We start from the raw sequence: 13049 nt of genomic DNA on the forward strand, positions 1-13049 counted from the left end.
CCGCGCGTTGCGCGAGCAAGAGGGCACCTGGCCGCACCATCCCTCCCGCTCTTGCATCTCATTCTTTCTCACCATTACAATGCCTCCGTAACCCGTTGGCTTTCTGATTATTTCTGTCGCTTCTCGGCCGGGAAGAAGAAGGACCAGATATTATGAAAGTGGAGTATTCCAAGGGCGAGCGGGCTTCCAAAGAGCTGATCCTCCTCAATCGTCAAAGTTTCGAAGCGACCAGCGGCCGGAAGATGAAGGTCATGTTGATCTTCCCGCCCGATTGGTTTCCTTCCGAACCCTATCTGAGCCTCCCGTCCCTCACCGCCGTGCTTCGCCAGGCCGGGCATACGGTCATTCAAAAAGACATCAACCTTGAGATGTGGGATTGGTACTTCAGCGAGGATTTTCTGAAGAAGGTCCTGCGCCGGGTGCCGCAGCAGCTCGACCGGCTCCGCAAGCTGGCGAAGAAACGCGAACTCGAAGAATGGGAGCAGGATCTCCAGCTCACCCTCTGCGATCTGACGCGCCAGCGCATCGATGATCTGATCAAGAAGGCGGAGAAGGCGAAGGCGATCATTCGCGGAGAAGTCTTCTACGAAATCGACCAGTTAGAGTGGGCTATTCATGTTTTCCGTGAGGTCACGTCGGTGATCTCGATGGTCTATGCCCCGGCCCGGATCTGCATGCCGCCGATGGAGACCGACCTCTCCTATAAAGTCTTCGTGTCGCACGAGGTGATGGATGCGGTGAACGACACTCAGGTGAACATCTACCGCGACGTGTTCGAGCATCTGGTGAAGCCGGCGATTGAGGCGGAGCAGCCGGACGTGGTCGGCATCTCGATCGTCTTGCAGCAGCAGATGTTTTCCTCCATGACGTTCTGCGCCCTCATCAAACAGCATTTTCCCCACATCCATGTGACGATCGGCGGCAACACGGTCACGCGTCTGCGCGATGTGCTCCCGCAGTCGCCGCTGTTTCAATACTTCGACAGTGCCGTGGTCTATGAGGGGGAGACGGCGTTTGTCCAGCTGGTGTCGGCGGTGGGGGCGAAGCGGAGCCTGGCCGATGTGCCGAACACCATCTATAAGGACGCGACCGGGGTGCATGTCTCGGCGACGAGTTTCGCCGAAGACATGCATGCGCTGCCGCCGCCCGATTTTGACGGCCTGCCGCTCGACAAGTATTTCGTGCCGACCAAAATTTTGCCCTATCTGGCCACGCGCGGTTGCTACTGGGGCCGTTGCGAGTTCTGCGACCATGGCGAAGGCTACACGGCGGGATACCGGAGCAAGAAGATTCAGGACATTCTCGGCGAGATCACGCATCTGCGCGACAAGTACGGCGCGAAGCATTTTCATTTTACCGACGAGTCCTATCCGCCGGCGCTGTTTCGCAAGCTGACGCGCGGCCTGATCGACAGCAATATGGGCATTGCCTGGACCACGCACATGCGGTTCGAGAAGAGCCTGCTGGAGGATCAAGTCTGGCAGGATGCGAAGGACTCGGGCTGCAAGTATCTCCACTTCGGCTATGAGTCGGGGAACGAGCGCGTGTTGAAGCTGATGGACAAGGCGACGACGACCGAGATCATGACGAAGCACCTGAAGTACACCGCCGAGGCCGGCATCTGGAACCACTGCATGGGCTTCTTCGGCTTTCCCGGCGAGACGCGGGAAGAAGCCTGGTCGTCGGTGGAGTTTTTGGAGCAGAACAAGGACCATGTGCATTCGCTCGGCTTCGGCACGTTCGATCTTGGCCGGCACAATCCGGTGGCGAAACATCCGGAGAAGTTCGGTGTGACCGCCTATCGGAATCCCGAGTGGGACTTGGCGCTCGACTACTACTTCACCGTGAAGCAGGGGTTGAGCATTGAAGAAGCCGAACGGGTGTTCGAAGAATTCGAACGCAATCACCACCCCGGCTGGGATCTGCGGCTGTTCATCCGGGAATATATCTTTCTCTATATCGCGCGGTTCGGGTTACAGAAGCTGCCGGACCTGCAGTTCCGCTCGGCGAGGGTCGCGACGGTACCGCCGTCGCTTGCGGGGAAAATGTAGCGAAGGCGTGAAACGTGGGACGTGAAAGGTCAAACGTGAAAGGTAAGATGCGAGGATTGAATGTTGAACAGCAGCCAGCTCTCTTCAGGCCCTCTCACCTTTTACGTTGTATGTTTCACGGAAGAGGATTATGAGTAGCTCCGGCTTGGTTCAAATCGACGGTCTGAGTCCGATCAGGAAAGAGGATCGGAAGACTTCCAAGGTCATGTTGTTGTTCCCGCCGGAGTGGGTGCCGACGGCGCCCTATCTCGCCTTGCCCGCGCTCACCTCCGTGTTGCGGGAGGCGGGGCACACCGTGGTGCAGCGCGACATCAACATCGAGATGTACGACCATTTCTTCACCATGGAGTTTTTAATCTGGGTGAAGGGGCGACTGGGCATGCAGCTGAAGCCGCTTCAGGACAAGGAAAAGGCGGGGAGGCTCACGGAACAGGAAGCCGCTCAGAAAGCGGTCTTGGAAGAGGCCTATGCGGTAGACGTGTTCGACCTGGCGGACCGGGCTGAAGATGCCAAGTTGGTCGTGCGGGGCGAACGGTTCTACGACGCAGAAAAGCTGGAGCGGGCGCTGAATACCTTCCGCGAAGCGATGCAGTACATTTCCGCGGCTTATTATCCCGCCTCGCTCGTGTTTTATCCGATGGAAAGTAATCTGAGCTATCGGCCCGGTGTCTCGAAGGAAGTCTTCGCCTGTCTTGACGACGAACAGGTGAATGTCTATCGCGACATCTGCAATCAACTCGTGTTGCCCAGCGTGAGCAAAGAAAAGCCGGCGGTGATCGGCATCTCCATCGGCACGCAGATGCAGTTGATGGCGGGTCTCACGTTCTGCAAGATGATCAAGGAAAGTTTTCCCGACATCCACGTCGTGGTCGGCGGCAACGTCGTGACGCGGTTGCAGGAAGAGTGGGCGAAGCATGAGCGTTTCTTCACCGAGGTGTTCGACGCGGCCATTTTGTACGAGGGCGAACATGCGCTGCTCTGGTACATCGAGGCGATGAACGGACAGCGCGCAATCGAGTCGGTGCCCAACCTCATGTATTACGAGTCCGGCGCGGTACAGCAGAGCAAGGAAGTGTACACGGAGAAAACGGCGGCGCTGCCGTTGCCGGACTTCGACGGCTTGCCGCTGGATCACTATTTCGTTCCTGAACGGATCATTCCCTATCTCGCGACGCGCGGCTGCTACTGGGGCCGCTGCACCTTTTGCGATCACGGCCAGGGGTATTTCGATCAATACCGCGGCATGACGGCGCAGCATGTGGTCGAGCAGGTGACGGCGCTGCGGGATAAGTACCAGTGCAAACACTTCTTGTTCTCCGACGAATCTTACCCGCCCGCGTTGTTCAAGAAGGTGTCGCAGCTGCTGGTGGACCGGAACGTCGGTATCAAGTGGACGACGCTGATCCGTTTCGAAGAGACCTTGCAGGATCAGGCGGTCTGGGATCTGGCGGCGAAGGCGGGCTGCTGCACGCTCTACTACGGGATGGAGTCGGCGAACGAGCGCGTGCTGAACCTCATGGACAAACACGCGAAGAAGAGCGTGATTCAGAACAACCTCCATCAGGCGGCGAAGGCTGGTATCTGGAACCACGTGATGGCGTTTTACGGCTTTCCCGGCGAGACGCGGGAGGAGGCGCTGGAGACGCGGCAGTTCGTCATCGAGAACCAGCCGGTGATTCACTCCGTGGAGCTGTTCTACTTCGTGGCCTACCGCCACACGCCGATGGTGCGCAACCCGGATAAGTTCGGCATCACGATCCACAAGCAGGAAGAGTACGACCTGCCGCTGGATTACTATTACACGCTGAACGAGCCGGTGGGCATTTCCTGCCTCGATGCGATGCAGCTCTGTGAAGAATTTTATAAGAACGACTTCCGCCCTTGGGCGGTGCGGGTGAACAGCCGCGAGCATGTGTTCCTCTATATCTCCAAGTTCGGCACGAATAAGCTGCCGCAGATCTATGCGGCCACGAAGGACGGTGCGACGACGGCCGAAGGTGTCTCCGGTCTTGTGACCTGGCCGATGGCGATCGGTGAAGGGGATGAGGGAAAAGAGGGGATGTCTCGCGTGGTCTCCCACGGCGTGGGATAGCAGGCTGGTGAAAACGCCATCTCCCGGCGTTCTCGGGAGCGTGTCTCCCTGCGACGTACCGCAAGGGTACGCCTCAGTCGCCACCCTCCCTGCGGCCTTGGCATATGACGTTTTGACCAGCCTGCGAGGTGCGGATTGTGCCGGATGCTGAAAACGACCTCCCGCGTCGTTCTCGGTTCGTCAACATCCTCAACGTACCCCTGGGGTACGCCTCCGGTTGTGACTCGCCTGTGGCCTAGTGGGACGCCGTTTTGAGCATCCGGTGTGGATGTGGAAAATATATGGCGTGAAATGAGCGACGTTAAACGTGAGATAGAAAGCTCAGTGAGTTATTGAGCGAACGTTTCACGTTTTACGTCTCACGTGCAGGGTTCCGCGCCTCGTCCCGGACGAGGGTGGCTGCAAGTAACGCATACGAGGCTTCGACCAGGCGGGTCATCTCTTCGGCTTTTGTGTAGGCCTGCATGTATTTCTTGGGGTTGTTGGTGAGGTTGGCGAAGCGGCGCGGGGTCCAGAGATGGAGCAGGGCGTTGCGTTTCTGATCGAGTTGTTCGCGGGTAAAGGGCTGGGAGAGCGCAAAAAGTTCCAGTGCGTCGGTGAGGCGTTTCTCGGTCATGTCACGGAGTCTGGCAAGTCGACGATGACCCTGTCAATCTCACACGGGCTGCCCCAGCGGCGATAGGCGGACCGGTTCATTATGCCCACCACGCTTCCTATTTTTCAGCCCACGCCGATCTTCAAAGATCGCACCGACTATCGACAGGTGCTCATCCGGGAAATGGATGCGGGCAAGATTCCGCTGAGCCTCGGCCGGGATTGCCCGGTGAAATGCGAGTTTTGTTACGAACTCGACCACTCCTACCGCGAAACCCTGGACCCGCCGAAAACCAGCGACGAAGACTGGAAGTTCATCCTCAACTACATCAGCCGGAAGCCCACCGATCCCACGCAGTTCTGGTGCCTCGGCGGCAACGAGTTCATGGAATGGACCGACCTTTTCCTGCATCCCAAAGCGATGGAATGGGTGGAGGACTTTCTGAAGTACACCGACAAGAGTATTCAGTTCTTCACGGTCGGGTTCGTGCATGTGCCGAAGATTCACCAATTGGTCGCGCAGTATCCCGGCCGCATCAACTTCGAGCTTTCGGTCATCACGCTCAGTGAGTATCGGCAGCGCTTGATGCCGCATGCGCCTTCGGTGAAACATCTCATGAAAGTGCTGGACGGGCCTGCTGTGTCTTCCGCCAATTTCTATGCGTTCGACAAGGACACGATGTCCAAGGACGCCGCAACGATTTCGGCGATCAACCAGCAATGCGTGCTGTGGATGGGAACGTTGACTCCGGTTCGTGGGCTCAAGGAGGAGACGGCTTCGCTCATGCGGCAAGGACGGAAGTTCCTGCCGGATGAAGCGACACAGATCTATCACCTGGGATTGCCGAATCTGCAGACCATTCATACGGAATCCTATACGACGGCGTTCTTGAGCCGCCGGCGTATTGTGAGCCTGTTCGATTCGTTGGAATTGGAGAAGAAGGATACGGTGGTGATGGCGGGGAGTGTCCATAAAATCCTGACCATGTACCGAAAGAATCGCGCGAAGTTTCTTTACGTCCCCAATGCCTTGCTCAGCGGCGATTCCGACTGCACGGTGCTCCTGACCTTCGACGACATCGCGCGACGTCTGACTAAGGAGAAGGTGGTGCATGTGCCCAAGTGCATCATGCAGTCGGGGCGTGGGCCCTATACCGACATCACCGGCGTGACGCTGGAGCAGTTCAGCAAAAAGACCGGTGTGCGGGTGAAGGTGCTGCACAAGATCGATACCCGGTTCGCCAACCAACAGCTCTACCGCCACGGCTCGCTCCAGAACTATGTCGAGCAATACCTCAAGCATCCGTTAAGGGGTGCCTATGAGGCTATGCCGCGCCCAGTCTAGCAGGGTAGCCGGCTGGTGAAAACGCCATCTCCCGTCGTTCTCGGTCGCATCTCTCCCTGCGACGTACCGCAAGGGTACGCCTCAGTCGCTATCCTCCCTGCGGCCTAGGCAGATAGCGTTTTGACCAGCCGTCCCAATTCCTACTCGTTCCCCTGCTTCGCTCAGTCGCCCTCTTGCAAAAAATACCCGCTCGGGGCAACATGCCGCCAACATCTTTCGTGAGGAATCTATGCCCGGTCCGAGGCGATTGCAGTTCTATCAAGCCGATGTGTTCACGGATCAGCCGTTCGGCGGAAATCCCGTCGCCGTGTTTCCCGATGCCGATGGCCTGACCGACGTTGAATTGCAGCAGATCGCCCGCGAGATGAATCTTTCCGAAACCGTGTTCGTGTTTCCTCCGACGGACAAGGCCGCCGTCGTGAAGATGCGTATCTTTACCCCGACGCAGGAAATTCCCTTTGCCGGGCATCCGGTGATCGGGACGTTTTTTGTGCTGGCCACCTTGGACCGTCTCGCGCTTCGGGAGCCTGTCACGCGGGTGCTGCAGGAATGTAATCTTGGTCTGTTTCCTGTCGATATCCATACGTGTAACGGCGTGATCGAGCGCGTGGTCATGGCGCAGCCGAGCCCGCAGTTTCTGGATGTCATCGACGAGCCGGAAGCGCTCTTCGCGATTGCCCGCTCCTTAGGCATTACCAAGGCGGTCATTTCAGAGACCCGTTTCCCGGTGCAGGTTGTTTCTACGGGGTTGCCGGTCATCATTGTGCCGGTGCGGACGCTCACGGCGGTGCGGCAGATCATTCCCGACGTCGCTGCCATCGCGGAATTGTCTCAGCAGTATGGCGCCAACGGCATGATGGTGTTCAGCACCATGACCGTCGAGCAGTCGTCGAGTGTGCATACGCGGATGTTCGCTCCCTTGATCGGCATCGTGGAAGATCCCGCGACCGGGAGCGCGAGCGGGGCGTTGGGTGCCTATCTGGTCCAGCATGGTGTGGTGGACATCCGGCCATCGACCGAGATTACCGCCGAGCAGGGGTATGAGATCGATCGCCCCTCCCGCATTCTGATCCAGGTGGACTCAGACGACGATGTCATTCAGGGCGTGACGGTCGGCGGACAGGCGATGATGGTGGTGGAGGGGACGCTCACCTTTTAGCAGGACGATGAAAACGCCATCTCACTGCGTTCTCGGTCGCCCGTCTCCCTGCGACGTCCTACAAGGGTACGACTCAGTTGCCGCGCTTCCTGCGGCCTTGTGACAGAGCGTTTTGATCGTCCTGCGGGAGATGATTGGGTACCTGTATTCTCGGAATCACAGTGTGGCGTGGAATGTCATGTAGCCATGAATTACAGGTGAGGATGATATGAATGCAGTGGTGTTCCACGAACATGGCGGGCCGGGGAAGCTGCAGTATCAAGAGATGCCGATGCCGACCATCGGTGTCGATGAAGTGCTCGTGCGGGTCAAAGCCTGCGCGTTGAACCATCTCGACATCTGGATCCGGCAGGGCAGTCCCGCCTATCCGATGCCGCTTCCGCATATCCTCGGGTCCGACATCTCCGGCGTGGTGCACCAGATCGGTTCGCACGTGGAAGGGGTTGCCGAGGGCGAGCGCGTGTATGTGGCTCCCGGTGTCGGTTGCGGGAGGTGCGAGCACTGTTGTGCCGGTCGCGACAACATGTGCCGGTCCTACGGGTTGATCGGGGCGATGTGCCATGGCGGATATGCCGAGTATGTGAAGGTGCCGGCGCGGAATGTGTTCCCCATTCCCGGCGCACTGAGCTTCGAGCAGGCGGCGGCGTTTCCGCTCGTGTCTGTCACCGCCTGGCATATGCTGTTTGGATTGGCTGCTGTGCAGCCAGGCGAAGAGGTGCTGATCATGGGTGCGGGCAGCGGGGTGGGACACATGGCGATTCAAATGGCCAAGCTGGCCGGCGCCCGTGTGTTGACCACCGTCGGGAGCGATGACAAGATCGCAAAGGCGAAGGCGCTGGGCGCCGACGAGGTGATCAATCACAGCCGCGAGCAGGTGAACCAGCGGGTGCGTGAGTTGACCCACCGCCGCGGTGTGGATGTAGTGATCGAACACATCGGCCCGGAAGTGTGGACGCAGTGTATCGATGCATTGGCCAAAGGCGGCCGGTTGATTACCTGTGGCGCCACGACGGGCGCGGAGGTGAAGCTGGATCTCCGGTATGTTTATTCTAGACAGCTGACCATCCGTGGTTCGTACATGGGGTCGCAGAGCGAATTGCTCAAAGCCGCTCACCTGGTCGGCCAGGGCCGGTTGCAGCCCGTGATCGACCGGACGTTCCCGCTGTCCGAGGCGAAGGCGGCGCAAGAATATCTTCTGAATCGAAAATTTTTTGGTAAGATCGTGCTGAGCGTTTCATAACCGGTTTTATTAGTGGCTCTCTTGTCCCAACGGGCAGAAAGGTATGTGACATGGCGAGTATTGCGCAGATCATGAACAAGAAACCCCAGAGCATTGGTCCGACGACGTCGATTCGCGGTGCGGCGAAGAAGATGCGTGACTTGCGGGTCGGTTCTCTCCTGATCAAGAAGGGGAAGAACATGGTGGGGATCGTGACCGACACGGATCTTGTCCGCAAGGGACTGGCGACCAGCCAGGATGTATCGAAACTCACGGTGGAAAAGATCATGACCACTCCGCTCTGCACCATCGAGAGCAATCGGGCGGTCGATGACGCGCAGGATATGATGGGCGATCTCGGCGTGCGCCATCTTGCGGTGACCAAGGGCGGTTCGATCGTCGGTGTGGTGTCGGTGCGCGATTTGTTGATGCACTACAAGCGGTACGCGCAATCGAAACTGGCGGATAAGCAGGTGTACTCTGAACCGAAGATCGGGCAAGACTAGGCGGATGTTGAAAATGGCCTCCAGCAGCGTTCTCAGTCGCACGGCTCCCTGCGACGTGCCGCAAGGGTACGCCTCAGTCGCCGTGCTCCCTGCAGCCTCGTTGGATGACCGTTTGGAGCACTCGTGACTGGCTGGGGATAGAGCGTCAAAAGTAAAACGTCAAACGTGGGATGTGAAGAGGTGATCGTTTCACCTTTCACCTCTCACGTGTCGTTCTTATTTCGTGAGTTCTTTGACGAGGTGGCCGAGTTCGGGGAGGATCAGCTTTTCCATTGCCAGGCGGACGGCGTTTTCTGATCCTGGAGTCGAAAAGAGGATACGGCCCTTGATGATGCCGGCGGTGGCCCGGCTCATGATGGCCGGTGAGCCGATGTCCTGATAGGTCAGATAGCGAAACACTTCGCCGAATCCATCCAGCCGTTTTTCCAGCATTGCATCCACGGCCTCAAACGTCGAGTCGCGCCGTGAGATCCCTGTTCCGCCGTTGATGACAATGGCTTGCACGGATTCATTGGTGATGCCTTCGGCGATCCGCGCCGTAATCTCTGCCGGTTCGTCTTTAACGAGGTGGTAGGCGGCGATGTGGTGGCCCTTGTCCTTGAGCAACTGCTGGATCAAACGGCCGCTGGTGTCGGTCTCAGGTGTGCGGGTGTCGCTGCAGGTAATGACCATGCATCCGATGGAGCGAGGTGCGTGGTGTTTATGTTCGTGGGCTGTGGGGCTACTCACATCGATATCCGCTGAAGGTTAAAAAGGCCGCCAGCATCGAACTCGCTTCGCTGGGCGGCCTTTTTGATTCATCTCCTCGCTGGCGTTCGCGCGCTACTTCCAGACCGAATCCGGATTCAGCTTCGCCGCCGGCTTGCCGCCCTTGATGTGCTCATCGAGAATCGTAGCGACATCGGCTTCCGTGACTTTCGAATACCAGGTGTTGTCCGGGTACACCACGACGGTCGGTCCCTGCTCGCAGGGGCCGAGGCAGGAGGAGCCCGTGACGAGGACTTCGCCAGGCATGATGCCGCGCTGCATGAGACCCATGTTGAAGGTCATCAGCAGTTGCGCAGAGCCTTGGCCGCCGCAGGACGGTTTCGGGTGGCCCGGCGGGCGGGCATTCGTGCAGACAAGAATATGATATTTCGGTTTTGGCATCGTGACCTCAATGTAATGTATGGGGTGAGCGACGACTGCGTGAGTTCGTCAGGCTGGTTTATACGCGTTCCACTGTTCGATGCATTCCTCAGGCAACTTCCATTGCTTGATGCCCTTGAGTACCCAATCGATGTAATGCTCTTTCGGCTTGAACTTGCCGATGGGATTGGCCGCATGGGTGGTGACCAATAACTTTTCACCGTCTTCCGTGATCACGGTCACCGGCAGGTGCCGGTAGGCGCCCTGCGGCACATCGTCTTCGAATTCATCGAGGATCTTGAGATCTTCGTCGGTGATTTCGAAGACGGCTCCCCAGACTTTTTCCCCCGGCGACGGAATCACGCTCGCCAGGCCGCATCGCCATTGCGTCGACCAGCGGCAGAACTGAATGCTATGGTCGGGAAGGTACGCCGTGAAAAGAAACTTGTGTTCCGGGGCGCGACGCTTGAGTTGAGATAGGTTCAAATTGTCCGCGTAAAAGAAGAACTTCATTGAACAGTGAGACTCCGATTATGTCGCGAAGGTTGACCGGTACTTGTACCATAGCGTTGCGCGACCTTGTCAAGCGCAGGGGCGCCTGCGCGTCGCCGGTTTCATTGTCCTCCCGCTGTTGTCCGACGATTGACAGTGAATTCACACGCCACCTATGATGACAAGTTGATCAACCATCCACCGCGGTTTATTGTGACAACTTATGAGTAAAGTGATCCATTACACGGTGCTCGCGCTTCTCCTGGCCGGAGGCCTGGCTTACTGGTGGATGCAACCACCCGGTCTCAACCCGATGCTCGACCCGCAGGCAGCCGAGGCGCTCGCGCTGGTGCAAACCCATCGGGCCGCCGGTTATCCGACGATTCTTCAGGCGTTCAACGAGCGGGCCCGCATTCAGCAAGCCCGCAATTTAGGCTTGCGATTGGGAGAGTGGAAAGTGATCAAGCAGGATGGTCAGCGCTATGAGGTCCGGATCTACATGCGCGAGCAGGGGACGACCCAGTGGTTCGAGCGGGATTTCATCTGGCACGTGGATCTGGCGACGAAGCGCGTGAACGCGGCCTCCTTGCCGGCCGACGGGTTGATGCCGGAAGGTCCGGAGAGCGGACGCCCTCGCGCGCCGGGCGGCGAAGTCCCTCCGTTCCCGCCTACAATGTAAGGGGTGTTTTCACCTGCACGTCCGTGCCTTGTACCCTCACTTCCACGCAGGCCACGCGGATCTCCGGATTTTCAGGCCGCTCACCGGTCCGAACATTGAATCGCCACCCGTGCCAGGGGCATTCGACCAATTCGCCGTCCATGCATCCTTCGCCCAGCGGTCCGCCTGCGTGCGGGCATGTATTGTCGATGACGTGAAAAGTACCCTCGACATTGCAGAGGGCGAGAAAAACTCCCTCGATTTCAACGGTGCGGCAGGTGCCCGGAGGAACCTGGTCCACCTGGGCGACGGTGATATAGTCTGGCTTCGAATCCATACGGGTCCTCTACAAGTTACGGCAGGGTACAGGTCGTCTCACTATTGCGTAACATCATGAGTGGTATTGCCTAAGCGCTTGATTCCATTGGCTGCATATGGCATAGATTGAGCAGGCATTTTTCAGGGAAGGGTCACAACAGCGCCGTCATTTGCTATTCTTTAAATAGTGCACTCATAGGAGATCGCCGGAGCCACTATGGAAATGACCTTGTTGCTCAACTCCACCTATGAACCGCTTCGTGTCCTGCATTGGCAAAAGGCCATCACTCTGCTCTGGCAGGGGAAGGTCGAAGTCCTCGAAGTCTACGACCGCCAAATCCACGGTATCTCGATCTCGATCAAGCTCCCCTCGGTGATGCGCCTCCTGAAGCTGGTGAAGCTCAAGGACAGTCATCGCGCAGTGAAGTTTTCGCGTATCAACATTTTTACGCGGGACGGCTACTGTTGCCAGTACTGCAAGCACAAGTTCCGCACTGAGGAACTGACGTTCGACCATGTCGTGCCGATCGCGAAAGGCGGGCGGAAGACCTGGGAAAACATCGTGACGGCCTGCTGGCGATGCAATAACCGGAAGAGCGGCCGGACGCCGGAAGAAGCGAACATGCGCCTGATCAAGAAACCCGTGAAGCCGCGCTGGAGCCCGACCGTCACGATTACCATCGGGATCCGGAACACGCCGGAAAGCTGGCGGGACTATCTGTATTGGAACCTCGAGCTCGACGCGGACCCGGTCGATACCTAGCCGGCTGTTGAAACGGGTTGTCGTCGTCGTGTTCGCGGTGCGTACATCTTCAACGTACAAGCCAACGCGCGCCCGGCTTCTCTCTTCTTGCGTCCTGACCAAATCACCTGTTCAGACAGGCTGCCGCCGCTAATACACCTTGTCGATCGTAATGTTCACGTCCTTCCCGCCCGGTAACGTCGGGTTCTTCGGGTAGCGTCCCTCCATGTCCCCCGGTTGCGCCTGGCCGGCCTGGCCATCTCGATCCAGACGCGCAATCACATCCACCATGCCCTTCAATTCGGTGCCCTGGACCATGACATCGGAACTCGTGATTTCGAACTGCACGGGAAATTTCGGTGCATCGATCCGTTTGGCCGCGATGGGTCTCGGTGGCCCGGTCGGACGCCGCACGATGACGAACAGCACATCGGTTGGTTTGACCTGGTCGGCCAGGTTGGGCGCAATCTGCACTTGTCCGGCAATCGATCCGCCGCCTTGGTCCGGCTCTCCGATGTGCGCGACGCCGAAATAGGCTGCGACGGCTGCAATGCCGATGATCCCTCCGGCCATCGCCAGGGATCGTCCTGTATATCCTGCCACAATAGACTCCTTGGTTGACTCGCGGTGCGCGCAACGGGATCGCCCGTTATCCAGCGGGCGCATTATACCCAGCTCGCGCCACAAAGGGGAATGGCGGAGCGGGTTTACCCTGTCAAATCGGCTGTTGTATGATACGCGTTCA

At 58.2% G+C, this 13049-nt stretch carries 14 protein-coding genes; 8 read left to right on the plus strand and 6 right to left on the minus strand.

The features are described from left to right. Positions 1-152 precede the first annotated feature (152 nt). Positions 153-2051 (plus strand): radical SAM protein, encoded by a 1899-nt coding sequence (locus tag H8K11_05790; GenBank protein MCS6263253.1) that lies wholly within the window; start codon positions 153-155, stop codon positions 2049-2051. A gap of 130 nt (positions 2052-2181) precedes the next feature. After that, positions 2182-4143, plus strand: coding sequence for a radical SAM protein (locus H8K11_05795; GenBank protein ID MCS6263254.1), 1962 nt, complete (start codon positions 2182-2184; stop codon positions 4141-4143). 352 nt (positions 4144-4495) lie between these two features. Here H8K11_05795 and H8K11_05800 read toward each other — a convergent pair whose 3' ends face one another. After that, entirely contained in the window at positions 4496-4759 is a 264-nt protein-coding gene (locus H8K11_05800) for a hypothetical protein (protein MCS6263255.1), read from the minus strand. An 81-nt stretch (positions 4760-4840) separates the two neighbouring features. Here H8K11_05800 and H8K11_05805 point away from each other — a divergent pair, with 81 nt between their 5' ends. The 4 genes from H8K11_05805 to H8K11_05820 all read left to right on the plus strand — a co-directional run bounded on the left by H8K11_05805 (position 4841) and on the right by H8K11_05820 (position 8966). Further along, positions 4841-6082, plus strand: a complete 1242-nt coding sequence (locus H8K11_05805; GenBank protein MCS6263256.1) for a hypothetical protein — start codon at positions 4841-4843, stop codon at positions 6080-6082. 229 nt (positions 6083-6311) lie between these two features. Next, a complete protein-coding gene (locus H8K11_05810; protein ID MCS6263257.1) occupies positions 6312-7241 on the plus strand; it encodes a PhzF family phenazine biosynthesis protein in 930 nt (309 codons plus the stop codon). Positions 7242-7449: 208 nt separating this feature from the next. Next, positions 7450-8481 (plus strand): zinc-binding dehydrogenase, encoded by a 1032-nt coding sequence (locus tag H8K11_05815; protein ID MCS6263258.1) that lies wholly within the window; start codon positions 7450-7452, stop codon positions 8479-8481. Between the two features lie 50 nt (positions 8482-8531). Further along, positions 8532-8966: a CBS domain-containing protein gene (locus H8K11_05820; protein MCS6263259.1), complete on the plus strand. Its 435-nt coding sequence runs from the start codon at positions 8532-8534 to the stop codon at positions 8964-8966. 216 nt (positions 8967-9182) lie between these two features. Here H8K11_05820 and H8K11_05825 read toward each other — a convergent pair whose 3' ends face one another. The 3 genes from H8K11_05825 to H8K11_05835 form a co-directional block, all read right to left on the minus strand. Further along, positions 9183-9638 carry a MogA/MoaB family molybdenum cofactor biosynthesis protein gene (locus tag H8K11_05825; protein MCS6263260.1) on the minus strand — a complete coding sequence of 152 codons (456 nt, stop codon included), beginning with the start codon at positions 9636-9638 and terminating at the stop codon, positions 9183-9185. 150 nt (positions 9639-9788) lie between these two features. After that, on the minus strand, positions 9789-10115 hold the full coding sequence (locus H8K11_05830) for a (2Fe-2S) ferredoxin domain-containing protein (GenBank protein ID MCS6263261.1): 327 nt from the start codon (positions 10113-10115) through the stop codon (positions 9789-9791). A gap of 48 nt (positions 10116-10163) precedes the next feature. Continuing rightward, positions 10164-10607 carry a gamma-glutamylcyclotransferase gene (locus H8K11_05835; GenBank protein MCS6263262.1) on the minus strand — a complete coding sequence of 148 codons (444 nt, stop codon included), beginning with the start codon at positions 10605-10607 and terminating at the stop codon, positions 10164-10166. A 202-nt stretch (positions 10608-10809) separates the two neighbouring features. On the opposite strand from H8K11_05835, the gene H8K11_05840 reads away from it, so the two are divergent. After that, positions 10810-11265: a hypothetical protein gene (locus tag H8K11_05840; GenBank protein ID MCS6263263.1), complete on the plus strand. Its 456-nt coding sequence runs from the start codon at positions 10810-10812 to the stop codon at positions 11263-11265. Here the strand turns inward: H8K11_05840 and H8K11_05845 are convergent. After that, positions 11255-11581, minus strand: coding sequence for a Rieske 2Fe-2S domain-containing protein (locus H8K11_05845; GenBank protein ID MCS6263264.1), 327 nt, complete (start codon positions 11579-11581; stop codon positions 11255-11257). The two genes, H8K11_05840 and H8K11_05845, sit on opposite strands and share 11 nt — an antisense overlap. A 198-nt stretch (positions 11582-11779) precedes the next feature. Here H8K11_05845 and H8K11_05850 point away from each other — a divergent pair, with 198 nt between their 5' ends. Further along, entirely contained in the window at positions 11780-12325 is a 546-nt protein-coding gene (locus H8K11_05850) for an HNH endonuclease (protein MCS6263265.1), read from the plus strand. Positions 12326-12454: 129 nt separating this feature from the next. Here H8K11_05850 and H8K11_05855 read toward each other — a convergent pair whose 3' ends face one another. After that, positions 12455-12907 carry a hypothetical protein gene (locus tag H8K11_05855; GenBank protein MCS6263266.1) on the minus strand — a complete coding sequence of 151 codons (453 nt, stop codon included), beginning with the start codon at positions 12905-12907 and terminating at the stop codon, positions 12455-12457. Between the last annotated feature and the right edge of the window lie 142 nt (positions 12908-13049).

The organism is Nitrospira sp. (assembly GCA_024998565.1).
GTDB lineage: Bacteria > Nitrospirota > Nitrospiria > Nitrospirales > Nitrospiraceae > Nitrospira_A.

What these genes read in the sequence shown, in the direction of transcription:
- H8K11_05790 (MCS6263253.1), top strand. Translation starts at nt 153, where the DNA reads ATGAAAGTGGAGTATTCCAAGGGCGAGCGGGCTTCCAAAGAGCTGATC.
- H8K11_05795 (MCS6263254.1), top strand. Translation starts at nt 2,182, where the DNA reads ATGAGTAGCTCCGGCTTGGTTCAAATCGACGGTCTGAGTCCGATCAGG.
- H8K11_05800 (MCS6263255.1), bottom strand. Translation starts at nt 4,759, where the DNA reads ATGACCGAGAAACGCCTCACCGACGCACTGGAACTTTTTGCGCTCTCC.
- H8K11_05805 (MCS6263256.1), top strand. Translation starts at nt 4,841, where the DNA reads ATGCCCACCACGCTTCCTATTTTTCAGCCCACGCCGATCTTCAAAGAT.
- H8K11_05810 (MCS6263257.1), top strand. Translation starts at nt 6,312, where the DNA reads ATGCCCGGTCCGAGGCGATTGCAGTTCTATCAAGCCGATGTGTTCACG.
- H8K11_05815 (MCS6263258.1), top strand. Translation starts at nt 7,450, where the DNA reads ATGAATGCAGTGGTGTTCCACGAACATGGCGGGCCGGGGAAGCTGCAG.
- H8K11_05820 (MCS6263259.1), top strand. Translation starts at nt 8,532, where the DNA reads ATGGCGAGTATTGCGCAGATCATGAACAAGAAACCCCAGAGCATTGGT.
- H8K11_05825 (MCS6263260.1), bottom strand. Translation starts at nt 9,638, where the DNA reads ATGGTCATTACCTGCAGCGACACCCGCACACCTGAGACCGACACCAGC.
- H8K11_05830 (MCS6263261.1), bottom strand. Translation starts at nt 10,115, where the DNA reads ATGCCAAAACCGAAATATCATATTCTTGTCTGCACGAATGCCCGCCCG.
- H8K11_05835 (MCS6263262.1), bottom strand. Translation starts at nt 10,607, where the DNA reads ATGAAGTTCTTCTTTTACGCGGACAATTTGAACCTATCTCAACTCAAG.
- H8K11_05840 (MCS6263263.1), top strand. Translation starts at nt 10,810, where the DNA reads ATGAGTAAAGTGATCCATTACACGGTGCTCGCGCTTCTCCTGGCCGGA.
- H8K11_05845 (MCS6263264.1), bottom strand. Translation starts at nt 11,581, where the DNA reads ATGGATTCGAAGCCAGACTATATCACCGTCGCCCAGGTGGACCAGGTT.
- H8K11_05850 (MCS6263265.1), top strand. Translation starts at nt 11,780, where the DNA reads ATGGAAATGACCTTGTTGCTCAACTCCACCTATGAACCGCTTCGTGTC.